This window comes from Methylobacterium sp. 17Sr1-1 (assembly GCF_003173775.1).
Classification (GTDB): Bacteria; Pseudomonadota; Alphaproteobacteria; order Rhizobiales; family Beijerinckiaceae; genus Methylobacterium.
In genome coordinates, this window is record NZ_CP029552.1 from 1,711,139 (window position 1) to 1,737,500 (window position 26,362).

Here is a 26,362-nt window from a genome sequence, read left to right on the forward strand (position 1 = left end):
CAGGGCAGGGCTCGCGCGTTACCCCCCGAGCGGTCCGGTATGGCGCTCCAGCGCCGCCCAGGCCTCCGCCCCGAACCGGGCCTTCCACTCGGCGTAGTAGCCCGCCCGGTCGAGCGCCACCCGGAAGGGCGCGCGGTCGGGCGCGTTGACCGCGAGGCCCTTGGCGCGCAGCCGCGCCTCGGCTTGGGTGTTCATCTGGACGAAGGCCTGGCGCTGGCGCTCGACCGCGGCGTCGAAGTGGCGCGCGATCAGGTCGCGCGCGTCGGCCTGCAGGGCGTCCCAGGTCCGGCCATGGGCGAGGATCCACAACCCGTCCCAGGAGTGGCCGGTGCGCGAGAGGTACTTTTGGACCTCGTAGACCCGCGTCGCCTCGATCTGCGGCAGCGAGTTCTCCATCCCGTCGGCCACCCGCGTCTGCAGCGCGGCGTAGGTCTCGGCGAGGTTGATGGTGGTCGGCGCCGCGCCGAGCGCCCGGAACAGCGCGGTCAGGAGCGGGCTCGGCGGCACCCGGATCTTGAGGCCGTGCAGGTCGGCGACCGTCTCGATCGGCCGCACGCTGGTGATCACGTCACGGAATCCGTTATCGACCAGCCGGAACGCCTTCAGCCCGAACTTCCCGAGGGAGTCGCGGATGCGCTCGCTCAGCGGACCGCCGTCGAGGGCGGCCCAGAGCGGCACGTAGCCCGGAAAGGCGTAGGCCACGCCCGGGATGCCGGCGAGCGGCGCCAGGGTCTGGAGCGAGCTCGCCGAGGACAGGGTGAAGGCGATCGCCCCCGAGCGCAGCTGCGACTGCATGCTCGGCTCGCTACCGAGCTGGCTGTCGGGATAGAGCGTGATGTCGATCCGGCCGTCGCTGTCCCGGCGGATCGCGTCGAGCGCCTCGACGAGGCAGGTGGTGGCCGGGTGGGCCTGCGGCATCGGCGAGCCCATGCTCAGCCGCAGCGCATCGGTTCCGGCCCGCGCCCGCCGGAAGGGGAGGGGGCCGAGCAGCAGGCCGGCCCCGGCTCCCCGCATGATCGTTCGGCGCGTCGGCATCCCGTCTCGTCCCTCCAAGGCCGGTGTGGCCCCGGCCTCGCCCGCGAGGGTATCCGGGCGCGGGCCGCTCCGACAGGGGCCGGGGGTTAGGCCGGTACACCCCGTCCACCGGCACGAGGGACGCGCGCGGGCGGTCGGGCGATCACCCCGCCCCCTGTCCCGCCCGCACGGCAAGCCGCGCCACGCTGACCACGCTGGCGATGCCCGCGAAGGCGGCGCCGAGCCCGAGCGCCAGGGCCGGGCCGTGCGCCGCCGCGACCGCGAAACAGGCCGCCACCAGGGCCGCCCCGGTGGTCTGGCCGAGGAGGCGCGCGGTCGCCACGATGCCGCTCGCGCCGCCGGCGCGGGATTGCGGCGCGCTCGTCATGATGGCGCGCAGGTTCGGCGCCTGGAAGAAGCCGAAGCCGGCCCCGCACAACGCCATCCGCCAGGCGATCCCGACGACGCTCGGCTCGGCCGGCAGCGCTGCCAGCGAGGCCATGCCGGCGGCCAGGATCGCGAGCCCGATGCCGCCGAGCAGGCCCGGCGGGTAGCGGTCCGACAGGCGCCCGGCGATCGGCGCCATCAGGGCGACCACCACCGGCCAAGGCGTCATCAGGAAGCCGGTCTCGACCTGCGAGCGCCCCAGCGCATGCTGGAACAGGAACGGCAGGGACACGAAGGCGAGCCCCTGCGCGGCGAAGGAGCAGACCGAGGTCGCGGCCGAGAGCGCGAAGAGCGGGCGCCGAAACAGGTCGACGGCGAGCATCGGGGCGGGGTGGCCGGCCTGGCGGCGCAGGAGCGCCGCGCCGCAGGCGAGCGCGCCGGCGAATTCCGCCAGCACGCGCCAGAGCGGCCCGGCATGGGCCGCCTCGCCGAGGCCGAGCACGAACAGCGCGAAGGTGGCGGCGGTGAGGAGCGCGCCGCCGCGGTCGAAGGCGTGGCCGGCCCGGCCCGTCTCCGGCAATGCGCGCCGGGCGAGCGCCAGGGCCGCGAGGCCGATCGGCAGGTTGACGGCGAACAGCCACGGCCAGGGCGCCGCCACCAGGATCAGCGAGGCCACCGTCGGCCCGAGCGCGAAGCCGACGCCGACCACGAAGGCGTTGAGCCCGAGGCCCCGCCCGAGCTCGTGGGTGGGGTAGATGAAGCGGATCAGCGCGACGTTGACCGCCATCAGCGCGCTCGCCCCGACGCCCTGGAGGACCCGCGCGGCGACGAGCGCCGGCAGCGACCAGGCGAGCGCGCAGACCAGCGAGGCGAGCGTGAACAGCGCGAGGCCCACCACGTAGACCCGCCTTTGCCCGACGATCTCGCCGAGCGCCGCGATCGGCAGCAACGTCGCCACCACGGCGAGCTGATAGGCGTTGACGATCCAGACCGAATCGGCCGGGTCGACGCCGAGATCGGCCGCGATCGTCGGCAGCGCGGTGTTGGCGATGGCGGTGTCGAGGGTGGCGAGGGCGACGCCGGCGAGCACCGCGGCCATCGCCTGCCGGCGCCGGGCCGGCGGCAGGCCTTCGCGGGCCGGTGGTTCGGTTGGGGGCATGTCGGGGGAGGGGCGGGGAGGGGGGAGGGGCGGCACCGGTCCTGAATGTGTCCAGGATGCGCGGCTGGCAAGCGGGTTGGGTGCAAGGCTTCCCTGCTGGAGCCCGGCGTTGCCGCGGATCGCACCGCTTCAACCGAGGATGTCGGAACACCCCGAGAGTCCAAAAGACGCGCGACGAGCCCGGTTCGATCCTCACCTCCCAAGTCATGAGCGAGAACCAGGTGTCCTTCCCCATCGCCCTGATGTCACGCCTACCGGGTGTCTCGAAGGCCAGTCACGCCCATGGCCCGGATCGCCTCAGGCCCGCTCCGGCCTTGCGAGACCAGAACATCCACTTGCCGCAGCCTAACGACGACATCTTCAGGCTTGTGCCGCGCTGTCACGGAGGTGGGTCATCATCAGGCGAGAACGCACAAACTTCCTCTCGCGAGCTGTCGTGAAGAACTTGGCCTGTAACGCACTCCTCGCAGTATCGTAAGACCCCGTTTCATAAGGCTCGTGCGAGACGCCTGACGAGAACCATGGCGGCTGCGAGCACGAAGAAGGCGAGCGCGGAGGAGACGGTGGCCTCGTGATCGCGCGCCAGCCTGCGGCAGCGGCTGATCCAGCCCAGGGTGCGCTCGATTACCCAGCGTCTTGGCTGCACCGCAAAACCTGTCTGCCCGTCCTCGGGCTCGACGATCTCGACGGTGATGGTGGTGGACGTGCCGACCCGCTCTCCCCGATAGGCGCGATCGGCAAAGCAGTGGGCGAGGAACGGCCAGAGTTGGCGCGAGGCCCGCAGGAGCGCGACACCACCGTGGCTGTCATGCAAGTCGGCGGGCGAGACCGCGGCCATCAGCAGGCGGCCGTCGGTGTCTGTCAGCGCATGGCGCTTGCGGCCGACGACGCGCTTGGCGGCATCGTAGCCGCGCACGCCCTTGACCCCGACGCCACCCGAGCGCGCGACCTGCGCATCCAGGATCGCCCCCGTCGGTCCGGCCTCGCGCCCGACCCGCTCGCGATCAGCCAGGGTTAGGGCATGGGCCAGCCGCTCAAACACGCCGGCCTCGGCCCAGCGCAGGAACCAGCGGTACACCGTTCCCCAGGGTGGGAAGTCGAGCGGCAGGTGGCGCCAGGCGCAGCCGGTGCGCAGGACGTAGAGGATGCCGTCGAGGACGGCGCGCTGCGACCAGAGCCACGGGCGGCCAGTCCGGGCCGGGGCGGGCAGCAGCGGCGCGAGCACGGCCCATTCGGCGTCGCTCAGGCAGGTTGCATACGGCAAGGTTTCGCGCACAAGCTCGGCACGGGCGGCGGGCGTCCACATCGGGTCTCTCGGGTGAGCGTCAGACACTCCCCCAACACCCGCGACGCCTGCCGCTCACCCAATGCCCAAGCTTGCACACTCGTTCTGAAACGGGGTCTAAGGGGGACGAGCGTTGCGGCACGAGGCTAACAGGGGTCATGCTCATAGCTATGTAGAGCCTCATAGATTTCACCACTTAATGAGATTTGCTCTCGCTGTTACCATCGGCCTGATCCACATAGCCTGGATTATATTTTTGTTGTCGATCATCTACAAGCTTACTTTCTATCGTCCATTGTTGATGTGGCCCTAAAGAAGCCCGTCGTGGCATAGCCGGGCGGGCTGGTATGTCGACTTGCAGTCACGCGGGCCGCTGACCCTCGTCATCGGCCGGGATGTGTCGTGACCGGCTGGACAAACACAAAAAACCCGCCAGCACCGGGCTGACGGGTTGTGAGGCGATCCGAAAGGGCAAACATATTGGATGCCGCTGGGTACGCCATGGCTCGCCTTCGTTCAACTTAGGCGAAAGCTTTAGGCCCGGCTGGAGATAAATTGCTGAGGCTTAGTTCGCCAGATGTATCAGCCTCTTTGTTTCCATGCAATGCTTAGAAATCAATCGGATACAACTTTCACCACGCCCGCGAGCGGCACGCGTGGTGGCCGGCATGGGCGAACCTGGATCCGGCCGACCCGCTCGACGAGGAGCTGATCCGGGGAGCCTATGACTATGATCGGGCGCGGGCGCGGGTGGAGATGAACGGCGGGGATGAGGGGTGAGGCGCGGTCGCAACCCACGCCGTGCCTACGACGAGGAGGGCCGCGAGATCGCTCCGCCCACCGTCGGATCCGCCCGCGCCCAAGGCGAGACCACGATCTCGGCCCACTGCCACGACTGCGGGCATCACGCGGTCGTCTCGACCGACCGGCTCCCGGCCGACCTACCCATCCCCGACATCGCGCTCCGGCTGCGCTGCTCGACCTGCCAGAGCAAGCGCATCGGCGTGATGATGGACATGGCCGCGCACTACGCGCGCCTCACCGCCGAGACCGGGTGGAAGATGGATCCGAAGCCGTGGCCGGGCCCGGACAGCAAAACGCCCGCTCCGGGGTGAGCCGGGCGGGCTGAAGGCATCTCTACTTATTGGCCTCCGTGTCTTGCGTGCACTATCGGAGTCACGCCGACTCGTCAGAGGAATTTATCAAATCTGATTAGGGGTGACCGTCATGGCTCGCGAGTACGTTAGGGGTACTTATTCTGACAGTCGCATGTTTGATGGATATTTCGATCTAGATTTCAACAACCTCACGGCTGGAGGTAGAATAATAATTGATAATCGCGAGATATACGCGCCAGGGCAAAGTTTAGACTCACAAACTAACCTTATAACCACAACTTTTTCATTGACCAATTTAGGAGATGATAAGTATCAAATAAAAATCTATAGACCAATTGAGTCTGGTGGCACCGGTAGTCAGATTTTAACATTCAATTTCACAGGCACCAATCCGAAATTTATAGACAGCGGCTCGTATATGTCGTCTTTTCAAAGGAGGTTCAGCACCGAGCCACAAATCACGCGCTATGACGTGACGACTTCGTCCGTGTCAGACACTCCTTTCTCTCCGGTCTGCTTCACGACAGAAACGCGGATACGCACGACGCGCGGCGAAGTGGCAGTCGAGGATCTAAAAATCGGTGACCGGGCCATCACTGCATCCAACACCACCCGGACGGTGACATGGATCGGCCATCGTCGTCTTGCAGCCGACGGCCGGACTCTGCCCGCGGCTCAGCAGCCGGTTCGCATCCGCGCCGGCGCCTTCGGGCCAGGGCTGCCCGCCCGCGATCTCCGCCTCTCGCCCGGGCACCCGGTACTCGTCGGCGCCGATGCCGACGGCACGGGCGGTCACCTCGTGCCGATCATGTGCCTGATCAACGGCACCACCATCGCTCGCGAGCCGGTGGCCTCCGTCACCTACTGGCACGTCGAGCTCGACACCCACGACATCCTGCTCGCTGAGGGCCTGCCCGCCGAGAGCTATTACGACATGGGCAGCCGCGTGTGGTTTGCCGGTGTCGATGGTGCGCTGGTCGATCCCGACTTCGTGCCGGCAGACGCGCATGGTCGCTGTCGGCCAGTTGCGACCGACGGTCCAGTGGTCGAAGCGGAGCGGGCGCGCCTCTCGGGCGTGTTCGCCACGTCCCTCCGTGAGGCCTGCGCCTGGGACGAGTCAGAGCGCTTCGCCTGGATCGCCACGTAGGTCGGACAGCAAAAAGCCCGCCGCGGGGTGACCCGGGCGGGCTTTCCTAAATTCGATGGATCAGATCAGGTAGGTGGTGCCGTGCAGCCCGAACACCTTCGGGCAATTGGCGGCGTCCACCAGGGCGCGTGCTTTCTCGATCCCAATATTGCGTGCGGCGGCCACCTCGGCCAGCGTCTTCCATGATGGCGTCATGCGTTTCCCCCTTTTGTTGTTGCAACCAGAAGTGAGCACAAATAATTGATGGCCGCAACCTGGACCTAGATCGCAAAAACCCCGCTCGGCGGCTGTCGGCGGGGCTGAAGGTTCGGGGTCCCACTGAAGTCGCCGGTCAACGGGCCGGCGGTGGGTCGGGTTCCGGATCAGTCGTCGTGATGCCGCTGCCGGGCTCGGCCCTGGATGTCCTGCTCGCGCTCGATGCTCTCCAGGAGTTCGGTCTGGCGCCGCGATTCCTCCCGGATGATCCGCACGCACTCGGCGATCCGGCCGAGGTGGTCCCGCATCTCGCGATGCAGGTCGCGCTTCTCCCGTTGCAGGTCGAGGTACGCGATGTTGCCCTGGAGGTGCATCTGCGGGGCATCGGGGATCGGGGCCGGAGCGGGCGCCACGGCCGTGTCTTTGATCTTGTCCGCCTTGAGCATGAGCTTCAGGCCACCCAGGAGGATCAGGGCACCGACGGCGGCCTGGAGGACGGGAAAGCCGGCCAGAGAGTCGAAGATCGCCTTGAGGAAACCCACATCACCCATCGGCCCGCTCTCCTCGTGCATTCGCCCGCCTCCTCGCGCGAATGTCGGATATGACTTGCTCGGGTGACGGCCCGGGTGGCGCCGGAACGAGGGACACGCCCTGGCCTGCCGCCTCTTCCTTCAGGGCGACAATCTGCCCCTCCAGGGTGTCCTTGCGCCGGACCGCGTCCTTGCGAGCGATGAAGCAGGTCAGCAGCTCGAACATCGTCAGGGTCCCGAAGATCGGGATGTTCAGGCTGGCCGAGTTGGCCTGGAAGGCGTCGAGGAAGAGGGCGAGCGTCAGCTGCCCCCAGACCATCGCGCTGAGCAGCGCCCCAATCGCCCGGATGTTGGCGCCGGACGGGAAGACGCGCCCGTTGTTGATGTGCCCGTTCATGAAGAGCGCGAAGGCCCGCAGGCCTCCGCACAGGGAGAAGAACACCGCCATGTTCTCCTCGGTAGCGCCCAGGGCCGCGATGGGGCGGAGGGCCGCCCGCTCAAGGGTGTCGCCGGGCACGGCCAGCGTCAGGGCGATGAAGACCATCATCACCGCCATGCACCACTCGAACAGCCGCTCGCTGCTGTAGGGACCCGCCGGGTGGGACGGGTCCGCTTCGAAGAGCCCCATCGGAACCTCCCGGGTTCGTCACTTGCCCGCGCGCGGCAGGCTCGCCACCACGGGCGCCAGCGTGTTGTGCTCGTCGGCGCCGTCTTCGAGGTTGAGCTTCCGGAACACGATCTGGGCGAGCCCGGCCTGGCCGCCGGCCGCTTCGAGCGCCTTGGCTGGCGCCGCGTCCACCGCCCGCTGCACTGCCTTGGCGATCACGGCCGAGCCGACGTTGATCGACAGCTTGCCCTCCTTCACGGCGCCGGGCACCGCGTTGATGGCGTACTCGGTCACGGCGTTCGCCATCTGCTCCACCCGGCTCTGGGTGAGGAACAGGCGGCCCAGGGGTAGACCTTGCGGATGGCCTGGATCGCGTAGGCGGCGACCGCCGGAATCACGGCGGTGATGACGATCTCCTGCAGCAGGGAGATCCAGGGCGCGGCCGACAGGGTCACGCTGGTGGTGTCGGTGGCCGCGAGTTCGGCGGCGAAGGCGGGGGCGACGCACCCGAAGCCGACCCAGACGACCGCTACCAGCGCCGCCAGCAGCGCGAACCCGGGCCAGCGAGGAGCGCCCTCCAGCAGGTAGCGAACGCCCCAGGCGGCCATCGCGACGAAGATGGCGAACGAGACGGCGCTTGCTCCGAGCAGGATGAGGCCGAAGGCGAGGCCGTGGGCGGGGGTGCCGGTGGCGGGCAGGATCTCGGCGACCGGGATGGCGCCAGCCATGGCGGGAGAGCAGACGCAGGCGAGCGCCAGCGCCGCGAGGAGGATGCGGGGCATGATGGTGTCCTTGATGAGGAGCTTAGGAGGTAAGCTCGGGGGCAAAAGAGGGGAGCTCGGCCCGTAAAGAGGGGAGCTCGGCTCGGCTGGCCCGGCCGGCGCGGGTGAACTGCCCGGAAATCCCGGGAGGTTGGTCAGGCAGCCATCGCCTTGCCGCAGGTCGGGCACCTCGCCGGCGCCGCGGGTGCGGGCTCGGCCGACATGGCGACTGCCGCCTTGCGCACCTCCTCGACCCGCCGGCCCCAGCCCTTCCCGAACCGCGCCCAGGTCGATAGCTGCCGCAGGAACGCGAGCCGCCCATCGCACAGGGCGTCGATCAGGTCGGCGGGCGCGTGCTTCGCGACGGCCCCCAGGGTGATGTCGCCGAGCTTGCCGTCGTCGGCGACGTTGAGCGCCCGCTGCAGCCCGATCACCGCCCGCTTCTTCCCGCTGTTCACGGCGAAGTCGAACAGCGCGTAGGCCAGGCCGGGCGGCAGCTCGTCGGCCCGGACCGCGTCCCAGTAGTTCCGGCGGTAGATCGGCGCCACGGTCGCGACCGTCAGCGCCCGCACCTCCGCCTTTGTCGCTGGCCGGCCGAGCCACAGGCTCAGCGTGCCGATCGTCACCCCGAGGTTGGTGGCCCCGCCCGGGTCGGCCGGATCGTCCGACCATCCGCCCTCGTGTTTCAGGACGAGCGGCAGCGCCCGCTCGAATGTGCTCGCGGTCATCAGGATCTCCAGATTGTAGGAAGGGGTGCCGATTGAGTAGAGGGACCTGATCAGGCACGAACGGAGCGGCACGTGCGTAGGGCGATCAGGGGTGTGTTCGTGTCAGCGGCGGTGCTCGTCGCCACTGAGGTGCAGGCCGAGCCGGCGAGCAGCCTCAGGGATCTCGGCAGTCAGTATGAGGCCTGCACTCGCCTCAAGAGCGCTCCGCCCGGCACCGAAGGCTCCTGGGTCAGAGTGCGGTTCAGCGTTCGCCGCGATGGCAGCCTGTTCGGGCATCCCCGCATTGATGATTCCCGACTGGTCGGCGACGCCGATGCACAGCGCACATTCCGCGAGGCGGCGGTGGCCGAGTTTGCTCGATGCTTCCCTCTGCAGATCACAGAGGCCTTCGGGGGCGCTGTGGCCGGCAAGATCCTTCGCGCTCGCGTATCTGGGTGAGCGGCGCCCGCAGGGCTGCGCGATCCAGGTCCGCGGTCATCAGGATCTCCGGATTGTCAGGGCTTCGTCAGTTCGCTGCGGGGCCGCCAGCGGTCGAGCGCCAGCCCGAGCCATTCCGGAACACCGGCATCCCGGTCCCGGCGCCTACTGCCCGCGGGCGCGCCACGTCCACGGCTCGCCGGCATGGCTGGTCGTCGAGCCATTATTGTAGCGCGGGTATCCCGTGAAGCCGGTCAGGCTGGGCGTGCTGGTGCCGATCGTCTCCAGCACGCCCGAGCTCGTCGACACGCTCTGCATGGTGGCTTGCAAATCCCAGACCTTAACCCGGAAGGGGATCGGGAAGGTCACGGCCGGGTCGGCATCGCTCGATCCGACATAGCCCCACTGCTCGATCTCGCCGTCCGACCACACGCGATAGCCGGTCTGGCCGAGCTGCTGGCGCACGACGCGCCGGGGGTCGCTCGCCCGGCTCGTGCCGAGGGTCAGGTAGTGCGCAACACGGCCCCGCAGGCGCCCAGAGACGTCCGCATCGACCGTGTAGGGCCGCCCCGGGACCTCGTAGTAGCCGTAGCGCGGCAAATTGCTTTGGCTCGAATACGACCGCACATTCTCGATACTGAGATCGTCGATGGTCTCGAACAGGGGATCTACGCGAATGACATCGGCAAGGCTGGAAGAGGACGTGTAGCCGATGTCCTTGAATTGCAGGCCGTTGACGATGACGTGATTGCGCGTGATGTACATGGCGGCGTCCGAGGACCCCTTGACCAGGCCACCGCTGACGACGGCGCCGCCTGCGATCCAAAAACCGTAACCATCCTGGTAGTAGGCGTCGCAGCCGTAGAAGTTGAACTCGTTGGTCCCCGTGTAGAACGCCGCGCCAAGTCCCGTTCCGCCCCGGGGATTTTCGAACGCGAGACACCCGATCGCCTGCCCCGAAGCACCGCCGCCGTCGTCGGCCGTCACCGCCCCGCGGGACCCGCGATCGATGTGGCCGCGCACCAGGAGGTTGGCGCCGGAGACGTTGTTGACGCCCGATCCGATCTGGCCGGGCCCGCCGGCATCGGCCCGGTGATTGCCGACGCCGCAGTTGTAGGTGCGGCAGCCGGCGATGTCGACGTCGGCCGGGCTGCCGGCCGCCCCTCCGGTCCCGTAGGGCTTGGAGAGGACGGCGATGCCGTTGTCCCAGGCGTCATAGACGTAGAGGTCGCGCAGGTGCGAGCGGTCCCCGCAGACGAGGATCGCGCTGCCGTAGGGGACAGAGTAAAGCCCGCCGTCGCCGATCACCGGATTGACTTTGTCGGCGCCGTTGTGGCGAAACACGATGCCGCCGACGACGCTGTCGGTCACGCCGGGCGGGATGATCAGCAGCGGCACGGCCGCGGAGCCGGAAGCCCGCCGGTTGATGAAGGCCGACCCCAGCCCGGACCCGAGCACTTTTTGTTGGCTGACCGTCAGAGCAACAGCATCTTCCAAGTTGAAGTCACGGTGGGGGACCGTGATATTCTTTTCGCTGCTCTGGAGGGCCGCGGTCACGAGATCCGTGTGGCCCGTGTTGACACCGCCGTACTTGCCGAACTCCAGCAGGCTCCACGGCGCATCCTGCGCTCGCGCGAGATAGGGGCGCGGCACGGTACTCGCGCCGCCCAGGGCCTGATTGTCGGCGACGCGCCCCGCGATGGCGTCGCCCACCGCGTTGCCGAGCGACGCCAGCTGCGCAGGGCTCAGATTGGCGACGCTGCCCAGGCCCAGATTGGTGCGAGCTGCGGCGGGGTCTCCCAGGTCAGACAGGTTGGCGCCGCGCAATGCCTTGGCATCCACCGCGTCGGAAAGGCCCGGCACATCGCGATAGGTGATGCTCGCGAACGCATCCCGGACCGCCTGCTGCGTGTCGCCGGTGAACAGCACGCTCTCGATGATTTCGAGACAGGCACCATGCGGCTCGACCGAGCGGACGACGAGCAGCGGCAGGTCGGTGCCCTCGACGAGCGCGCCGGGGACCGAGGCCGACACCTGGAACCGGTCACCGGGCTGGATGTCAGGCGTGCCGTCGAACCGGAGTTGCGCCTGGCCGATCCAGCCCGTGCGCAGGAACCGCGCCGGCCGGCCCGGGACCGCATCGCCGATCGCAAACCCGGCGAACAGCGAAGTCGCGTCCGTCGAGGTCATCGCCCGCACGTCGTGCCCGGACCAGGCCAGGGCCATGCCGTGGAGGATCGTGGTTGAGCCGACGTTGAGCCCGCGGCCCTCGCGGTCGGGCTGATGGACCGGCGGGCGGTTGTTGTAGGGCTGCGAGAGCGAGAACGCCCGGCCGCCCGCGTTATTGCCCATGGCGGAGGCGAGCGCGTTGTTCAGCGCCGAGACGATCGCCGCGTTGCTCATCCCACGGTAGTCGGCCGACAGGGTGACCGTGACCGGCTGCTGGCCGTCCCAGGCCACCCCGAGCGATAGTGGGGAGCCCGAGCGATTGCCGAGCCGCGCCGCCAGGGTCACGCCCGGATCCACCTCGCCCGTCGGCACGTCCACCGCGTGGTAGCTGTAGACCCGCGCCGCGTAGTCGGCCGCGCCGTCGCGCACGTCCGGGGTGGCGCCGAACAGCACCGCGGCGCCGGGGCCGCTCACCGCCACCGCCGACGAGGCGCCTGCCACCGAGGTCAGCGTCAGGGCTGAGACGTCGCACACGCCCACCACGTCGATCGGCGACGAGGCGTAGACGGTGAGGCTGTAGCCGAAACGGTTGGCCTTATGGTTCGTCAGCAGGGCGCCGGGCAGGTACGAGCAGTCCAGGCGGACGTGCCCAGCTAGGGTCGAGCCGCGCACGACCACCGGCGAGACGAGGCCGGAGCCAGTGCTGGTCAGCACGAGCGAGCGCCCATCAATCCCTGTCCCGTGGAGGACGCTGTCCTCGATCAGGGTGCGGCTGGGGCGGCTCCAGTTGATGTTGTCGTGGATGCCAATGGCGCCCTGGGGCGAGCGAGCGCGCACGCGCCGGAACGTCTGGTCGTTGGCCTCGTGCTGGCCGACGCCGATCGCCGTGGGCGAGGCCCAGCCGGTCGCGCCCTCGTGGATCGCGATCACATCCTCGACCACCTGCACCGCGCGGTTCGGCGCGTTGCCGACCTCCATATGGATCGGGTAACGGAGGTTGCAGCCGATCACCGTCAGGTTGGCGATGCGGCCTGTGCGCTGGATCCGGAAGGGCTGGATCGTGTCCTGTCCGGACTGGTTGTCCGGGAAGCGCGAGACGATCTGCACGTCCTCGGGCCGCCCCTGGCCGACAACGTCGACATAATCCGCGGGCGAGATCGCAGGGGCCGTCTCCGGCGTGGCGCCGGGGGCGCACTCACCGAGGTAGCTCCCCGGTCCGACAGCCACGACAGAGCGCTCGTCGGCGCCCGCCGGTCCTGCGGCCGAAAGGAGCGCGACGCCGTCGATGACCTTGACCAAGCCATCCAGCGACGACCCGTCGGCCTCGACCCTGATCATCCGACGATAGCCCGGCACCAGCGCCAGCCGAGCCCGGACCTGCTCCATGTGCCGGGTCGTCTCGGCGTTGACGGTGCTCGTGTCGGGAGTCGCTAGCACCTCGATGCTGGCGCTGCGCAGCGCAACGAAGGCGGGCGTCGCGCGGGCCGAGCCGGAGATCCGGGTGGTGAAATCGAACCGCGCCTCACCGCCCGTCAGGGTGTAGGTGTACTCGGCGCGATACGCGCCCGGCGCGAGGGCCGTCAGGACCGACCCGTTTCCGCCGACCTCGCTGCCGTCCGCCTTGAGGACGGTGCCGCCGACGCCGTTGAACACGCTCCCGCTGGTCAGGTCCGCGCTGGCCTGGAAGTCGAAGCGGAGGCGCACCTTCGTGCCGACGGACAGCCCCTGGGCCGGCAGGCCCGGGATCAGGTACGAGTCGGCGCCGCTCTGCCCGGCCGGGATCAGCAACCCGCGGTCGGCGAAGGCCGGCTGAACGCCGTTCGCGAACGCGCGGCGCACGTTGGCGACGGCGACGAGCTCGGGGCCGAAACCAGGCGCGCCGCCGATGTGCTGCTCGTTCCCCGACGTGATGAGGTCGGTGGCGTCCTGCCACTCCATCACCTCGATGTTGGTCTGCTGCGCGCCGCCGAACGTGTAGACGTAGAGGCGCACCGACCGCGTGGCCGGGTTGATGTTGACGACCCCATCGCGAAGGGCAGCGTCGCGGGTGAAGCGAAAGCTGCGCTCGACGCGACCCGAGACCGTCGTCACGTCGGCGAGATCGGCCAACGGGTAATCCGCCAGAGAGCCGCCGGCCGCGTCGTAGCAGAGCAGGCCGATGCGGATCGTATCGTTGCTCGGGTCGGCCGCGTTCTGCGAGCGGAACAGGGCGAAGCGCGCCTGCCCGATGCGGCCGGGCTCGGCCTGGAACCGCGACTTGGACACCACCCATTGCTGGCCGTTCAGCCGGATCGCCTGCCCCTCGCTGGTGACGACGACACGCGCCGGGTCCATGTCGACGGCGTCGAGGGGGCCGAGATTGTCGGGGGCGCCGGTAAAGTAGCTGACCCCGTCTCCCGGCCGGTCGGCCGCGTAGAGCACCGCCGTCCGCGTCTTGGCGACCACAGCCTCGACGGTCTGCACGCGCGCAGCGAGGCCCTGACGCGCCGTGTTACCGTCAGTGATCTGCTGCTGAAGGGACGCGTCGAAGGCTTGCCGGGCCTGACGCTCGGTCGCCCCCACCGCGTCCGCGTAGGCCGTGGTGGCGAGCCCCGACACCGTGGCGAGCAGCTGGTCGAGGCTCGCGATGCCGAGATTGATCGCGTTGTCGTTCTGCGCAGGCGACTGCGAGCGCGAGACCCGGGGAAGAGCCATGCGGTCCTCGAGGTGCTGGGGATGGGGGTCAGGCGGCGATCAGGCTTCGACGAGGTCGAGCGTCGCGGGGCCGAGGCGGGAGAGCTGAAGCGCCAAGGCGCCGGTGTCGTCGGAGGCGAGCCGCATCGTGGAGACCGGCCGGCCGAATTCGATCGCGTCACCCGTGGAGACGGGCGCGCGCAGCCAGGGGCGGAACGAGATGACGATGGCCTCGGGCACCGCGAGCCCGGTGTTCGGGTCGGTCGGGTCCGGGCTGTCGAGCGTGGCGATCTGGTAGAGGCGGTTGGCGATCGAGAAGAACTGGCCCGGAAACAGGTGACCGCCACGGAAACGGTAGACCGCCATCTGCGTGGCGTTCATCGGCGCCGGCGACGCGGCGCGGAAATCCAGGGTCGAGGCGGTGTCCGGGTGGGTCTCGTAGGCCGGATCGACCGCCGCATCCCGCGCCCCGATGCCGTAGGTCACGGGCGTGCCGTAGATGGGATCGATCCACCAGGGCGCGCGCGTGACCTCGACGGGGCCAATGATCCAGTTCTGCGCCCGGCCGAGCAGGGTGGCCGAGCGCAGCGCCAGGATCTTCTCCCGGTTGTTGCAGGGGATGGTCAGCGAGGCGGCCCAGCGGGCGGCCGGCGACATGACCACCTGCTCGGCGCCGGTGAACGACTGCCCGCCCGAGCGTGAGCTGTTCTTGAGCCCCCATTGCTCGGACGACGGGATGAGGACGGAGGGCCAGGGACGATCCGCCATCAGGTCACCGTCACGTCGTAGGGGCCGACGACGCTGGTGGCGTCGCTGTAGCCGGAGCCGTTGCGGCTCTGCAGCCAGTAGCGGTACGTGCCTGAGCCCACCGAATCGATGTAGTCGCCGAACTGCTGGTTCGGGCCGCAGGCAATCTGCCCGACCAAGGCCGCGCCCGCGAAGTCGCCCGCGGCACCGGTCCGGCGGTAGACGTAAGTCGCCGCCACGTTCGGTGAGGCGGATGCGGTGAATGCGACGCGGACGCCGATCGGTGCGCCGGACGGGTCGGAGGCCGGCTCCACCGTCACGTTGTAGGGCGGGCCTGGAGCAGAGGTGTCGGCGACCGCCATGATGGAGGCGGGCGTCGGGGAGATGTAATCGCTCATCCTTGCTCGCCCGAAGGACGAGATCGCCCCTTCCGGCAGGTAGATCGTGCCATCGGCCAGGACGCTTGAGATGACCGAGAACTGATTGTCGCCGTCCTGCGCCATATCTACATAATTCGCATCACCGGATGCTCTGTATCGGCCGATCAAAGAATAGTCTGGGCGATCGACCGGATTGGCTGTCATCCTGAGGAACGTCGCATAATTGCCGTTGCCGACCGGTCGGCGCTCGATGGAGACGACCAGGCCATCGGGCGGGTCCGGAGGCGACGCCGCCGCAGACGCCCCCGGCAACGTCGGCTCCAGCCCCTCGTCGGTCTGCGGGGTGAAGGCGTAGATCTCGGGCCCGATGGAAGTCAGCTCGAACGAGCAGCGCTCGCCGTTGCCGGAAATGACGGGCCGAGAGACCGCATAGGCGCCGTTCAGGATGGGATAGCGGAATTCAGGGATGGCACCCGCATCCTGATCGACGAGATTGCCTCGGTCGCTGACGGCCTTCGAGCCCTCGCCGACCTCGACGCGGCGGTGATCGCGATTGAGGCGCAGCTGGAAGGTTCGGCAGCCACGGTAGGCGAGGAATGGGCCATCAAGGCGCGGACGGCCCTCAAGCATCGCAAGCGGGCCCGGTCGCACCTCGAAAGCCGGATCTCCACCCTGCGCCGCGCCGAGCACGTCGCAACGGTCCAGGCCCAGGAGGTCGTGTATCGCGCCCGGATCGACGAGCGCCGCCGCGCCTTCATCCTCGCCGCGCGGGAGATCTTGGACGCCGAGACCCTTGCCCGGATCTGGGCGCGCACTGCCGCCGCCGCGCCGCAGGCCTTCGTCGACGGCCCGATCACAGAGGCCGCCCACGGCATGGGCGGGATGAGCCTCGCCCAGGCGAGGGAGTCGGGGCGGGTTGGTGCGGAGGGCTCGCGCTGATGCTCACCCTCCGCACCCTCAAGAAGAAGTCCAAGCAGGCCCTGCCGATCCTGCTGAAGCACTACGGCCTTGACCCGGCCGACGTGTTCCTCGCCGAGCGAGGCGAGAACTACCACGGCCTCGTCGTCCGCTGCACGCATGGGGCAGGCGATCCCTGCCGCGTCGAGGACCGGCCCCGCTGCGGATGCACGAGCCATCCCCTCAAGGGCACGCCCATGACGGGGGAGGTCTCCGGCTATTACGAGCCGGAATGGGGCGAGCGCACCACGCTAGAGACCCTGGTGCAGCGCGTCATGTGGGACGACCGCCCGGCGACCATGACGGACCGGGAGTGGCGCCGGACGCTGGCGATCGCTGGCGTCACGCCGGTCACCGAAGCCGAGATCGACGCGTGGGCTCGCGAGGACTCCACCACCCCCGCCAACATCGACAGCCTGCCGGAGCAGGCGGGAGGGCGGGCGTGATGGCTGAGCCCGAGACTGGCGAGCGCACCGCCACCATCACCACGCGCCAGGACGACCGGGCATGGCCCGACGTCGAGCGCGCCCTGCGCGAGGGCGGCCGGCTGTTCCGGCCTGCCCGGCTCCGGGACTGCTACGTGCAGATGCCGGACCCGAGCCATCCGCTCCACCACATGCGCAGCCTCTCGGCCTCGCGCGTGAAGCGCCTCGTCGCCGACGGCGTGCTGCGCAAGACCGGCGCCGACACCTACGCGCTGGCCGCCCCCGGTCCCCTCTTCAGCCAGGAACGCCCCTGATGCCGCGCGACCTCGTAATCGACTCCTTCGCGGGCGGCGGCGGCACGTCCGAGGGCATCCGGGCGGCGATCGGCCGGGATCCGGACGTGGCGATCAACCACGACCGCCTCGCCCTCGCGATGCACCGGATCAACCACCCGGACACGCACCACCTGGTCGAGGACGTTTGGCACGTCGACCCACGGAAGACCTGCGGCGAGCGGCGCATCGGCCTGTTCTGGATGTCGCCCGACTGCAAGCACTTCAGCAAGGCCAAGGGCGGCCAGCCGCGCGAGAAGGCGATCCGCGGCCTCGCCTGGGTCGGCCTGCGATGGGTGCGCAGCCTGCCGGCATGGCAGCGCCCGCGGGTCGTGATCCTTGAGAATGTCGAAGAGTTCCAGGACTGGGGCCCGCTCCGCGAGGACGGCAAGCCGTGCCCGCTGCAGCGCGGAGCCACCTTCCGTGAGTTCGTCCGGGCGTTCGAGGCCTGCGGCTACGTCGTCGAGTGGCGCGAGCTGCGCGCCTGCGACTATGGCGCGCCGACCATCCGCAAGCGCCTGTTCCTGATCGCCCGGCGCGACGGCAAGGCGATCGTGTGGCCCGAGCCGACCCACGGCGACCCGAAGGGCGAGGCGGTGCGCGCCGGTCGGCTGAAGCCCTGGCGGACCGCGGCCGAGATCATCGACTGGTCGATGCCGTGCCCGTCGATCTTCGACACCGAGGAGGAGATCCGCCGGGAGTGGGGCATCAGGGCGAAGCGCCCGTTGGCCGACGCGACCATGGCCCGGATCGCCAAGGGCACGATGCGCTACGTGGTCCAGGCGGCGCGGCCGTTCCTCGTCCGGATCAACCACGGCGACAGCCGAGGGCGGCGCGACCGCGGGCTCGACGAGCCGATGCCGACGGCGACGCACCACGGCGGCGACGCGCTGGTGACGCCCTTCATTCACCAAGTTCAACAAGGGCTCGACGGGCCACCGGATCGACGAGCCGGTGCATACCATCACGGCCGCCCATTCCGAGACGCACCCGGGCGGCTACGCGCCCATGGGCGTTGTCGCGCCGCACCTGATCCGCGTCGACCAGACCAGCGGCGACCCGGCGCGCAAGGGCGTTCACGCGGCCGACGAGCCGGTTTCGACGATCACCACGGCCGGCGCGCAGGCGCTGGTCTCCGGCATCCTCGTCCCCCGCTACGGCGAGCGGCTCGGCCAGGAGCCGCGTTCCCGGTCCGTCGAGGAGCCGGCGCCGGTCATCGTGCCGACCGGCAACGAAGGGTCGCTCGCGGCCATCCACCTGACCCGCCAGTTCGGCGCGTCGGTCGGCTCGGTGGCGGAGGAGCCCGTCGGCACCATCACGGCGGGCGGCGCCGACAAGGCAGGCGTGGTCGCGGCGTTCCTGGCGCAGCACAACGGCGGGATGGTCGGCCACGCGGCCGAGGAGCCGATTTCCACCATCAGCCAGAAGGGCGCACAGCAGCAGATCGTTGCCGCCCACCTCCTGAACCTGCGCGGCTCCGATCGCCGCGGCGGCCGTCTACGCCCTCCTCGCGAAGTACTACGGCGAGGGCCTGCCGAGCCAAGCCGTCGACGAGCCGCTGCACACGGTCACCACCAAGCCCCGGCACGGCGTCGTCACGGTCACGATCGGCGGCCAGCCCTACGCCATCGTCGATATCGGCATGCGGATGCTGACCCCGCGCGAGCGGTTCAGCGCCCAGGGCTTCCGGCCCGACTACGTGATCGATCGCGGGGAACTCGAAGACGGCACCATCGTGCCCCTCACCCTCGAGCAGCAGGGGCGGATGTGCGGCAACAGCGTCGTGCCGGCGCTCGCCGAGGCCCTGGTCGCCGCGAACTACCGCGAGGCCGAGGTGCGCCCGCAGCGCCGCCCCACCCCCGACCTCCCCCTCTTCGCCGCGGAGTGAGCGACATGACCGAGATCACCGTCCCCTGCGCCACCTGCTCCGGCACCGGCTGGGCCACCCACGAGGATCGGCACACCGAGACGAACCGGGACCAGTGTCGGACCTGCGGCGGGACCGGCCAGGTGCCGGCCCGCCCGGGTGAGAGCCGCGAGACGTCGTGGCCGTTCGCTGTGCGGGGGGCGGAGCCCGCCGCCGACCTCTGGTGCTGCCACGTCATCGGGCCGGACGACGTGTACGCGGCGCCGGACCTGATGACCGCGGTCCGCTGGTCGCGAATAATGAACGCGATCGCGATCCGGGCCGAGGAGCGCATAGCGAAGCGGCTCGGCCGGCCGCTCACCGACGACGACTGGGTGCTCTGCTTCGCCAACGTGGAGCGCTGGCCCTGGTCGGCCGAGGCGCATGCCCGCGCGATGCCCGAAGCGATTAAGCAGATGAGCCCGCGCGGCGGAAGCCAGCCCAGGCCAGAGGCCGCCACCTACCAGGGTCGCAGCGCGGCGTGGATGAGCGTCGCTTTCGCCGACGACCCGACGGACGGCCCCGAGCGGCGCGACCGTGCGGCCGAGGAGGTCTGCGAGGGCTACCAGACCGACGGCGGCACGCTGGAGGATTGGATCGCGATCGGGCGCTACACGTTCGGCCGGCCGGCCGGAGCACTTCCCAAGGAGATCGGCCAGATCCTGTTCACGGTTGCCTGCTGGGCAGCCTACCGCGGCATCGACATGATGGCTGAGGCGGAGCGCGAACTGGCCCGTTGCTCCACGCCCGAGTTCATCGAGAAGCTGGCGCGGAAGCGGGCGACACGACATGGCCGCGGGCCGCTGCCGGGCTTCTCGGGGCCGGAGACCTCGGCGCCGGGGATCGACAACTCGTCTGGAGGGGTGCGCCCGTGACCCCCACCGCCTACCCGCTCCAGTGGCCCGACCACATCCCGCGTGCGACGCGCCGGGAGGCGGGCAAGTTCAAGGCGACCCTGGCCGCAGCACTCGGCAACGTCGAGGCCAGCCTGAAGCTGTTCGGCACGGACTCGGGCCGCGCCGTCTCCGGCATCGTCCTGTCCTCGAACGTCACGCTCGGCCAGAGCCGGCCGACTGACCCGGGCGTGGCCGTATGGTTCGCCTGGGACGGCGAGCAGCGGTGCATCCCGGTCGATCGCTACCTGACGCCGGCGGCGAACCTCCAGGCAATCCACCATGTGCTCGAGGCGCGGCGGGTCGAACTCCGGCACGGCACGCTGGCGCTGGTGCGGGCGAGCATGCGCGGCTTCCAGGCGCTGCCGGCGCCGGGGGCGACGCCCTGGTGGCAGGTCCTGCAGGCGGCCGAGACTGCGACGGCCGCCGAGATTGAGGCCGCGTTCCGGCGGCTCGCTCGCGAGCGCCACCCGGACGCCGGCGGCTCGCACGACATGATGGCCGACCTCAACCGGGCGCGGGCCGAGGGGCTGGCGGCTGCGGAGGCTCGGCGATGATGGGCTCGGCCGAATTCTCCACCTGCGGCCTGCACCGCTACCGCCTGGACCGCTGGTGGTCCGACGAACCGCGGGCGCTCGTCTGCATGCGCAACCCGAGCACGGCCGGCGCCGATCGTAACGACCCAACAATCTGCCGGTGCGCGCGCTGCTGCAGGGGCGGCCCGGCATCGGCGGGTTCACGGTGGTCAACGCCGACGACCGGATCGCGACCGACCCGCACGACCTCGACGCGTGGCTGGCCGGGCAGGACGTGGCGACGATGAAGGTCATGCGGCAGGCGAACCTCGTCCGCATGCTCCCGCTCGCCAAGGCCGCGCCGGTGCGGATCGCCGCCTGGGGCAACCTGCTGGCGCCCGGGCTGCACGCCGACCGCGTGATCGCGGCGCTGTCGCTCGACGGCGCCCGCCCGCTGCACGCCTTCGCGCTCACTGGCGACGGCGCGCCGATCCATCCGCTGGCGCGTGGCCGCAGCCGTGTGCCGCTCGGAATGCCGCTGGTCGAGTGGCGGGCGGGCCACTCCCGCCCCACGCCGCCGCGCGCCCGAGCTTCCATCGAAACAGTCACAGGAGAGCGATGTGGGTAGCGACACCTACACCCCGGACGAGGTTGCGAAGCGCTGGAAGTGCTCGGCCGCCCACGTGCGCAACCTCATCACGAACGGCGAGCTGGAAGCTTTCCGGCTCGGCGGCAAGCTTCTACGCATCAAGGGGTCCGTGATCGAGGATTACGAGCGATGCCAGAGTACAAGCTGCAACGGTTCCGCGGAGGATGGGCATGGGCTGCCTACGAAGGCGGAAAGCGAATTAGCCGCCAAGGACTTAAGAGCCGCGATGCGGCAAGCGCGGCAGCGGAGTTCGCTCGCGTCGTCGCGGAACTGACGCGCCCCGTCGACCCGACCGTGAAGGAGCTGTGGGAGGCCTACGTCACCCACAAGGCCGGGCGGCGGATCGCGAAGAACATGGCTGCCTCCGGCCGAATCGTCCTGCCGTTCTTCGGGCACATGAAGCCGGAGGACATCACGATCAAGGTGTGTCGCGCCTACATCGCCAAGCGCGCCGCCCTGGGCCGCAAGAACGGCTCCATCCGCACTGAGATGAACCAGCTGCGCACCGCCCTGCTCTGGGCCGAGAAGGCGCGGTTGATCACCAAGGCGCCGGCCATGGAGATGCCGCCGGCCTCGACGCCCAAGGAGCGGCACCTGACCAGGCCGGAGTTCGACGCGCTGCTGTCGGCCGCGAGCACGCCGCACCTCGTGCTCTACCTGCACCTCGCCATCGCCACAGCAGGCAGGAACGCGGCCATTCTGGAACTCACGTGGGACCGCGTGAACTTCGAGCGCAACCTGATCTACCTCGGCGTGAAGGATGCCCTGCGGCCGAGGAAGGGGAGGGCGACCGTCCCCATGACGGACACGGTCCGCGCCGCGCTCTTCGCAGCTAAGGAAGGCGCCCGGACCGACCATGTCATCGAATGGGCCGGCGAACCAGTGAAGAGCGTTCGGACCGCACTCGGCAAGGCGGCAGCCCGGGCGAAGATCGCCGGCCTGTCACCGCACGTGCTGAGGCATTCTGCGGCCGTCTGGATGGCGGAGGATGGCGCCTCGATGAGCGAGATCGCGACCTACCTCGGTCACAGCGACGATAAAATCACGCAGAGGGTCTACGCCAAGCTGAGCCCGACGCACCTGCGCCGCGCGTCCCAGGCGCTCGAGGTTGGGCGCCCCCGGCTGCGAACGGTGGGATGATCTGAACCTGTCGGAACGGACTTCTGAGGTTCAAGGGTTCCAGTGAACCCCTGCGCAAACACTAGATCGAAGTCTAAGTGCTTGAAAATAATGGTGCCGCAAGAGGGATTCGAACCCCCGACCCCCTCATTACGAATGAGGTGCTCTACCAGCTGAGCTATTGCGGCGTCGGCGGGCCGGCGGAGCCGGCGGCCTGTGGCGCCCTCTTACCCGTGGAGCGATGGCTTGGCAAGCCTCCGTTCACTGGGGGCACTCCCGGCAAAACGTTCTACGAACCGGGGCGCGAGAGAGGCGGTTCGAAGAGGGCGGCGGCCTTGCTGCCTCCGAGGTCGGCGGCGGTCTCGCGGAGCAGCGCGAGGCCCGGGATCCAGGAAGGTTCTGCGACATCTGGAACGTGGAATCGCGGGCGCGACGGGGGCCGAACCGGGACACCGGGAGGGAGAGAATCCGCGGGCCCGTCGGGGCGTGGGCCGCGAGAACCAGCCCCGTCCCTGACAAACTGTTTTGCGGATCCGGGTTGTGCCGATACCGGCCACGATCTACCCTTGCGGCAAGCCAGCCAGCCCGAAGGCCTCTCCCGCATGGTCACCCGCGTCGCCACCGTCGCCTTCGAGGGGATCGAGGCGCGTGCCGTCGACGTGCAGGTGCAGATCACGCCCGGCGCCGTCGCCTTCACGGTGGTGGGCCTGCCTGACAAGGCGGTGGCGGAATCGCGCGAGCGGGTGCGCTCGGCGCTGATCGCCTCCGGCCTGGCGCTTCCGGCCAAGCGCATCACCGTCAACCTCGCCCCGGCCGACCTGCCGAAGGAAGGCTCGCACTACGACCTGCCGATCGCGCTCGGCATGATGTGCGCCATCGGCGCCCTGCCGACCGACGCGCTCTCCGGGTACTGCGTGCTCGGCGAACTGGCCCTCGACGGCAGCCTCACGGCGGTGGCCGGCGTGCTGCCGGCGGCGATGGCGGCGAATGCCCGTGGGCTCGGGCTGATCTGCCCGGCGGCGAGCGGGCCGGAGGCCGCCTGGGCCGCCGGCGACATGGACGTGCTGGCGCCGCGCTCGTTGATCCAGCTCGCCAACCATTTCAAGGGCACGCAGGTGATGGCGCGGCCCCTGCCGGCCGTGGCCTCCCCCGCGGGCGCCCTGCCGGACCTGCGCGAGATCAAGGGCCAGGAGGGCGCCAAGCGCGTCCTGGAGATCGCGGCGTCCGGCGGCCACAACCTCCTGATGAACGGCCCTCCCGGGGCCGGCAAGTCGATGCTGGCGGCCCGCCTGCCTTCTATCCTGCCGCCGCTCGGGCCGCGCGAATTGCTCGAAGTCTCGATGATCCAGTCGGTGGCCGGCACGCTGAATGACGGCGCGCTGTCGAACCGCCGGCCGTTCCGCGCGCCCCACCATTCCGCCTCGATGGCGGCCCTGGTCGGCGGCGGCATCGGCGCGCGGCCGGGGGAGGTGTCGCTCGCCCATGGCGGCGTGCTCTTCCTCGACGAATTGCCCGAGTTCAACGGCCAGGTGCTCGATTCCCTGCGCCAGCCCCTCGAGACCGGCAACGTGATGATCGCGCGGGCCAACCACCGGGTGACCTATCCGGCCCGGTTCCAGCTCGTCGCGGCGATGAATCCGTGCCGCTGCGGCCAGGCGACGGAGCCGGGCTTCGCCTGCCGGCGCGGACCGAACGAGCGCTGCGTCGCACAGTACCAGGCCCGGCTCTCCGGCCCGCTCCTCGATCGCATCGACCTGCAGATCGAGGTGCCGGCGGTCACCGCCGCCGACCTGATCCTGCCGCCGCCGGACGAGGGCTCGGCGGAGGCCGCCGCCCGCGTCGCCGCGGCGCGGACGCGCCAGGAGCGGCGCTACACGGAGGCCGGACAGCCCGCCGGCACCACCAACGCCTCCTGCCCGGCGACGCTGATCGAGGAGGCGGCGCGGCCCGACGCGGAGGGCATGGCCCTGATCCGCGACGCGGCCGACGCCATGCGGCTCTCGGCCCGCGGCTTCCACCGGGTCCTGCGCGTCGCCCGGACGCTGGCCGATCTCGACGGCGAGGCGCGGGTGCGCCGGCTCCACCTCGCCGAGGCCCTGTCCTACCGCAGCCGCCAGGACCGGCGCCCGGCCGCCGCGTGAGGCGTTGCGGTTGACGGCGGGTTGCCGTGATCCGTCGGATTGCGCCGATCCCCTGAGCGCCCCGCTAAGCGACTTTCGCCACTCATCTTTCAGCTCCACCCGGCACTCTCGTCTCTCGTCGGATGCCCTGGAGGACGCGGGATGGTGTGGCTCTGCGCAGCGATCGGTTGCCTCTTCGCCCTCGCCTGGCTGGCGGCGCGCTGGAACGGTGGCCGCCGCCGGAACCAGGGCGAGGTCGAGCGCCTGCACGATCTCGTCTGGCGCACCTCCGAGAGCGAGGAGCGTTACCGCAGCCTGGTCGAGGCGCAGATCGAACTCGTCGTCCAGCGCGATATCGAAGGACGCATCACCTTCGCCAATCACGGCTTTGCCGCCCTCCTCGGCACCACGCCCGACGCGCTGCTCGGCACGACGCGCGAGGTCGAGGTGGTCGAGCGGGGCGAGTTGCGCCAGCGCGCCGACGGGGCGCGCCTCGTCGATCTCGCAATCCTGCCGGCCGGCGGCGGGCCCGTGCGCTGGTTCGCCTTCGTCGAGACCGTGACCGCCGGGCGCGACGGGCGGGCCGAGGTGCTGCGGGCCGGCCGGGACGTCACCGAGCGGGTCGAGTCCGCCCGCTCGCTCGAGGAGGCCCGCAGCCGGGCGGAAGCCGCGAGCGTGGCGAAGTCGCGCTTCCTCGCCAGCGTCAGCCACGAGTTCCGCACGCCGCTCAACGGCATCATGGGCATGGCTGACCTGATGCTCGAAACCCCCCTGAGCCCCGAGCAGCGCACCTATGCCGAGGCGGTGAAGACCTCCGGCGAGGCGCTCCTGTCGCTCATCGACGGCATCCTCGACTTCTCCAAGATCGAGGCCGGGCGCCTCGACCTCGCGGCGGAGCCGTTCGATCCGGCGGCCCTGGTCGAGAGCGTCGTCGAGCTGCTGGCGCCCCGGGCCCAGGACAAGGGCCTGGAGATCGCCGCCGATATCGAGGCGCTGCCTTCTCTCCTGATCGGCGATGCCGACCGGGTGCGCCAGATCCTGATCAACCTCGCCGGCAACGCGGTGAAGTTCACGGAGGCCGGCGGCGTCGGCGTCACGGCGTCCTGGAACGAAACCGGGCTGACGGTCGCGGTGCACGATACCGGCCCAGGGATCCCCGAGGAGCGCCTGCCGGTGCTGTTCCAGGAATTCGAGCAGGGCGACGGCAGCGCCAGCCGACGTCACGAGGGCACGGGGCTAGGACTCGCCATCACCCGCCGCCTCGTCGACCGCATGGGCGGCCGGCTCGACGTCGCGTCGCGGCCGGGGGAGGGGAGCTGCTTCCGGGTGCACCTGCCGCTGCGCGACACTCCCGGCCATGACCGGACGCCGATGCCGAGCCTCGCCGGGCGGCGCGTCCTGGTGGTGGCGGCCGCGGCCTTCGAGGCGCCGTACATCGCTCGCCGCCTCGGCCGGGCCGGGGCCGAGGCCGTGATGGTCGAGACGGCCGCCGAGGCCGCCGCGACCCTGTCCGCCGCGCAGTTCGATGCGGTCATCGCCGACCGGGCGCTGGGCGACGCCACGGTTCGGGGGATCGCCGCGGCGGCCCGGCAGGCGGGGGTGAGCCGCAGCATCGTGCTGCTGTCGCCGTTCGATCGGCGCGATTTCGGCTCCCCGGCGGCGGCGGGCTTCGACCGCTACCTGATCAAGCCGGTGCGCCTCACCTCGCTCCTCGCCCGCCTGGCCGAGCCGGCGCCGCCGCCCACCCGCGCGCCGAGCGTCCAGGACGGCCCGCTGCGGCCGTCGTCCCGCCGGCCGCGGGTGCTGCTCGCCGAGGACAACCCGATCAACGCGCTTCTCGCCACCAAGGCCCTGGAGCGCCTCGGCGCCGTGGTGCTCTGGGCCCGCGACGGTGCGGAGGCCGTGGCGCGGATGCAGGAGGCAGCGAGTTCCGCGACGCGGTTCGACCTCGCGCTGGTCGACATCCGCATGCCGATCCTCGACGGGCTCGAAGCGGCGCGGCAGGTGCGCGCGCATGAGGAGACGCACCGCCTTCCGCGCCTGCGCCTCGTGGCGCTGACCGCCAACGTCCAGGCCGAGGACCAGGCCGCCGCCCTCGCGGCCGGCTTCGACGGCTTCCTGTCGAAGCC

General features: G+C 70.1%; 27 protein-coding genes, 1 tRNA gene and 2 pseudogenes (1 of these 30 only partly in view). 16 read left to right on the plus strand and 14 right to left on the minus strand.

What is annotated here, in order from left to right:
* Window positions 1-18: 18 nt before the first annotated feature.
* From DK412_RS07645 to DK412_RS07655, 3 genes are all read right to left on the minus strand, one after another.
* A complete protein-coding gene (locus tag DK412_RS07645) occupies window positions 19-1,035 on the minus strand; it encodes a TRAP transporter substrate-binding protein (RefSeq protein WP_245447466.1) in 1,017 nt (338 codons plus the stop codon).
* A 142-nt stretch (window positions 1,036-1,177) separates the two neighbouring features.
* A complete protein-coding gene (locus DK412_RS07650) occupies window positions 1,178-2,560 on the minus strand; it encodes an MFS transporter (RefSeq protein WP_109971470.1) in 1,383 nt (460 codons plus the stop codon).
* A gap of 487 nt (window positions 2,561-3,047) precedes the next feature.
* Window positions 3,048-3,866: an IS5 family transposase gene (locus tag DK412_RS07655; protein ID WP_109971471.1), complete on the minus strand. Its 819-nt coding sequence runs from the start codon at window positions 3,864-3,866 to the stop codon at window positions 3,048-3,050.
* A 755-nt stretch (window positions 3,867-4,621) separates the two neighbouring features.
* On the opposite strand from DK412_RS07655, the gene DK412_RS07660 reads away from it, so the two are divergent.
* A complete protein-coding gene (locus tag DK412_RS07660; RefSeq protein WP_204165523.1) occupies window positions 4,622-4,960 on the plus strand; it encodes a hypothetical protein in 339 nt (112 codons plus the stop codon).
* A 112-nt stretch (window positions 4,961-5,072) separates the two neighbouring features.
* Window positions 5,073-6,110, plus strand: coding sequence for a Hint domain-containing protein (locus DK412_RS07665; RefSeq protein WP_109975124.1), 1,038 nt, complete (start codon window positions 5,073-5,075; stop codon window positions 6,108-6,110).
* Window positions 6,111-6,170: 60 nt separating this feature from the next.
* Here the strand turns inward: DK412_RS07665 and DK412_RS31355 are convergent, their stop codons facing one another.
* From DK412_RS31355 to DK412_RS07690, 6 genes are all read right to left on the minus strand, one after another.
* Window positions 6,171-6,305 (minus strand): hypothetical protein, encoded by a 135-nt coding sequence (locus DK412_RS31355; RefSeq protein WP_280953976.1) that lies wholly within the window; start codon window positions 6,303-6,305, stop codon window positions 6,171-6,173.
* A 167-nt stretch (window positions 6,306-6,472) separates the two neighbouring features.
* Complete coding sequence (locus DK412_RS07670) at window positions 6,473-6,856, minus strand: hypothetical protein (RefSeq protein WP_109975125.1); 384 nt, start codon at window positions 6,854-6,856, stop codon at window positions 6,473-6,475.
* On the minus strand, window positions 6,849-7,391 hold the full coding sequence (locus DK412_RS07675) for a hypothetical protein (protein ID WP_204165524.1): 543 nt from the start codon (window positions 7,389-7,391) through the stop codon (window positions 6,849-6,851). Before DK412_RS07675 ends, DK412_RS07670 begins: the two co-directional genes overlap by 8 nt.
* Window positions 7,392-7,481: 90 nt before the next feature.
* The gene (locus tag DK412_RS07680; RefSeq protein WP_109971472.1) at window positions 7,482-7,748 is read right to left on the minus strand and encodes a hypothetical protein; all 267 of its coding nucleotides are present in this window, start codon (window positions 7,746-7,748) and stop codon (window positions 7,482-7,484) included.
* Window positions 7,733-8,224, minus strand: coding sequence for a hypothetical protein (locus DK412_RS07685; RefSeq protein WP_109971473.1), 492 nt, complete (start codon window positions 8,222-8,224; stop codon window positions 7,733-7,735). Before DK412_RS07685 ends, DK412_RS07680 begins: the two co-directional genes overlap by 16 nt.
* Window positions 8,225-8,358: 134 nt before the next feature.
* A complete protein-coding gene (locus tag DK412_RS07690; RefSeq protein WP_109971474.1) occupies window positions 8,359-8,931 on the minus strand; it encodes a glycoside hydrolase family 108 protein in 573 nt (190 codons plus the stop codon).
* Between the two features lie 72 nt (window positions 8,932-9,003).
* Between DK412_RS07690 and DK412_RS07695 the strand changes: the two genes are divergently transcribed.
* On the plus strand, window positions 9,004-9,369 hold the full coding sequence (locus DK412_RS07695; RefSeq protein WP_109971475.1) for a hypothetical protein: 366 nt from the start codon (window positions 9,004-9,006) through the stop codon (window positions 9,367-9,369).
* A 144-nt stretch (window positions 9,370-9,513) separates the two neighbouring features.
* On the opposite strand, the gene DK412_RS07700 is transcribed toward DK412_RS07695, so the two are convergent.
* The 3 genes from DK412_RS07700 to DK412_RS30080 are packed head-to-tail and all read right to left on the minus strand — an operon-like array spanning window position 9,514 to window position 16,007.
* A complete protein-coding gene (locus DK412_RS07700; RefSeq protein WP_109971476.1) occupies window positions 9,514-14,211 on the minus strand; it encodes a hypothetical protein in 4,698 nt (1,565 codons plus the stop codon).
* Window positions 14,212-14,250: 39 nt separating this feature from the next.
* Window positions 14,251-14,958, minus strand: coding sequence for a hypothetical protein (locus DK412_RS07705; protein ID WP_109971477.1), 708 nt, complete (start codon window positions 14,956-14,958; stop codon window positions 14,251-14,253).
* On the minus strand, window positions 14,958-16,007 hold the full coding sequence (locus DK412_RS30080) for a hypothetical protein (RefSeq protein WP_162596145.1): 1,050 nt from the start codon (window positions 16,005-16,007) through the stop codon (window positions 14,958-14,960). Before DK412_RS30080 ends, DK412_RS07705 begins: the two co-directional genes overlap by 1 nt.
* A 27-nt stretch (window positions 16,008-16,034) precedes the next feature.
* Between DK412_RS30080 and DK412_RS30085 the strand changes: the two genes are divergently transcribed.
* From DK412_RS30085 to DK412_RS31520, 4 genes and pseudogenes are all read left to right on the plus strand, one after another.
* On the plus strand, window positions 16,035-16,256 hold the full coding sequence (locus DK412_RS30085) for a hypothetical protein (protein WP_162596146.1): 222 nt from the start codon (window positions 16,035-16,037) through the stop codon (window positions 16,254-16,256).
* Window positions 16,256-16,720, plus strand: coding sequence for a hypothetical protein (locus DK412_RS07720; RefSeq protein ID WP_109971480.1), 465 nt, complete (start codon window positions 16,256-16,258; stop codon window positions 16,718-16,720). The genes DK412_RS30085 and DK412_RS07720 overlap by 1 nt, the downstream gene beginning before the upstream one ends.
* On the plus strand, window positions 16,720-17,013 hold the full coding sequence (locus DK412_RS07725; protein WP_109971481.1) for a hypothetical protein: 294 nt from the start codon (window positions 16,720-16,722) through the stop codon (window positions 17,011-17,013). Before DK412_RS07720 ends, DK412_RS07725 begins: the two co-directional genes overlap by 1 nt.
* A pseudogene (locus tag DK412_RS31520) lies at window positions 17,013-17,525 on the plus strand (DNA cytosine methyltransferase); the annotation flags it as partial. The gene DK412_RS07725 and the pseudogene DK412_RS31520, both read left to right, overlap by 1 nt.
* Before the next feature lie 409 nt (window positions 17,526-17,934).
* Here DK412_RS31520 and DK412_RS31525 read toward each other — a convergent pair.
* Window positions 17,935-18,489 carry a hypothetical protein gene (locus tag DK412_RS31525; RefSeq protein ID WP_348629407.1) on the minus strand — a complete coding sequence of 185 codons (555 nt, stop codon included), beginning with the start codon at window positions 18,487-18,489 and terminating at the stop codon, window positions 17,935-17,937.
* 184 nt (window positions 18,490-18,673) lie between these two features.
* Here DK412_RS31525 and DK412_RS31530 point away from each other — a divergent pair, with 184 nt between their 5' ends.
* From DK412_RS31530 to DK412_RS07755, 7 genes and pseudogenes are all read left to right on the plus strand, one after another.
* Window positions 18,674-18,919 carry a hypothetical protein gene (locus tag DK412_RS31530; protein ID WP_348629376.1) on the plus strand — a complete coding sequence of 82 codons (246 nt, stop codon included), beginning with the start codon at window positions 18,674-18,676 and terminating at the stop codon, window positions 18,917-18,919.
* Window positions 18,920-18,924: 5 nt separating this feature from the next.
* Entirely contained in the window at window positions 18,925-19,812 is an 888-nt protein-coding gene (locus DK412_RS07735) for a hypothetical protein (RefSeq protein WP_109971482.1), read from the plus strand.
* Complete coding sequence (locus DK412_RS07740) at window positions 19,809-20,387, plus strand: J domain-containing protein (RefSeq protein WP_109971483.1); 579 nt, start codon at window positions 19,809-19,811, stop codon at window positions 20,385-20,387. The genes DK412_RS07735 and DK412_RS07740 overlap by 4 nt, the downstream gene beginning before the upstream one ends.
* A complete protein-coding gene (locus DK412_RS31535; protein WP_348629395.1) occupies window positions 20,387-20,653 on the plus strand; it encodes a DUF1643 domain-containing protein in 267 nt (88 codons plus the stop codon). Before DK412_RS07740 ends, DK412_RS31535 begins: the two co-directional genes overlap by 1 nt.
* On the plus strand, window positions 20,536-20,973 hold the full coding sequence (locus DK412_RS07745) for a DUF1643 domain-containing protein (protein WP_348629396.1): 438 nt from the start codon (window positions 20,536-20,538) through the stop codon (window positions 20,971-20,973). Before DK412_RS31535 ends, DK412_RS07745 begins: the two co-directional genes overlap by 118 nt.
* Window positions 20,966-21,106 (plus strand): annotated as a pseudogene (locus tag DK412_RS31360) (helix-turn-helix domain-containing protein); the annotation flags it as partial. The gene DK412_RS07745 and the pseudogene DK412_RS31360, both read left to right, overlap by 8 nt.
* Window positions 21,107-21,123: 17 nt before the next feature.
* Complete coding sequence (locus DK412_RS07755; RefSeq protein WP_109971485.1) at window positions 21,124-22,134, plus strand: site-specific integrase; 1,011 nt, start codon at window positions 21,124-21,126, stop codon at window positions 22,132-22,134.
* Between the two features lie 91 nt (window positions 22,135-22,225).
* Here DK412_RS07755 and DK412_RS07760 read toward each other — a convergent pair.
* Window positions 22,226-22,301, minus strand: a tRNA-Thr gene (locus DK412_RS07760).
* A gap of 378 nt (window positions 22,302-22,679) precedes the next feature.
* Here DK412_RS07760 and DK412_RS07765 point away from each other — a divergent pair.
* On the plus strand, window positions 22,680-24,254 hold the full coding sequence (locus DK412_RS07765) for a YifB family Mg chelatase-like AAA ATPase (RefSeq protein ID WP_162596148.1): 1,575 nt from the start codon (window positions 22,680-22,682) through the stop codon (window positions 24,252-24,254).
* 141 nt (window positions 24,255-24,395) lie between these two features.
* Window positions 24,396-26,362 carry the 5' portion of an ATP-binding protein gene (locus DK412_RS07770; RefSeq protein ID WP_109971487.1) on the plus strand. The gene runs 49 nt beyond the window's last position, so 1,967 of the gene's 2,016 nt are visible here — the first part of the coding sequence; it begins with the start codon at window positions 24,396-24,398; the stop codon falls past the right edge of the window.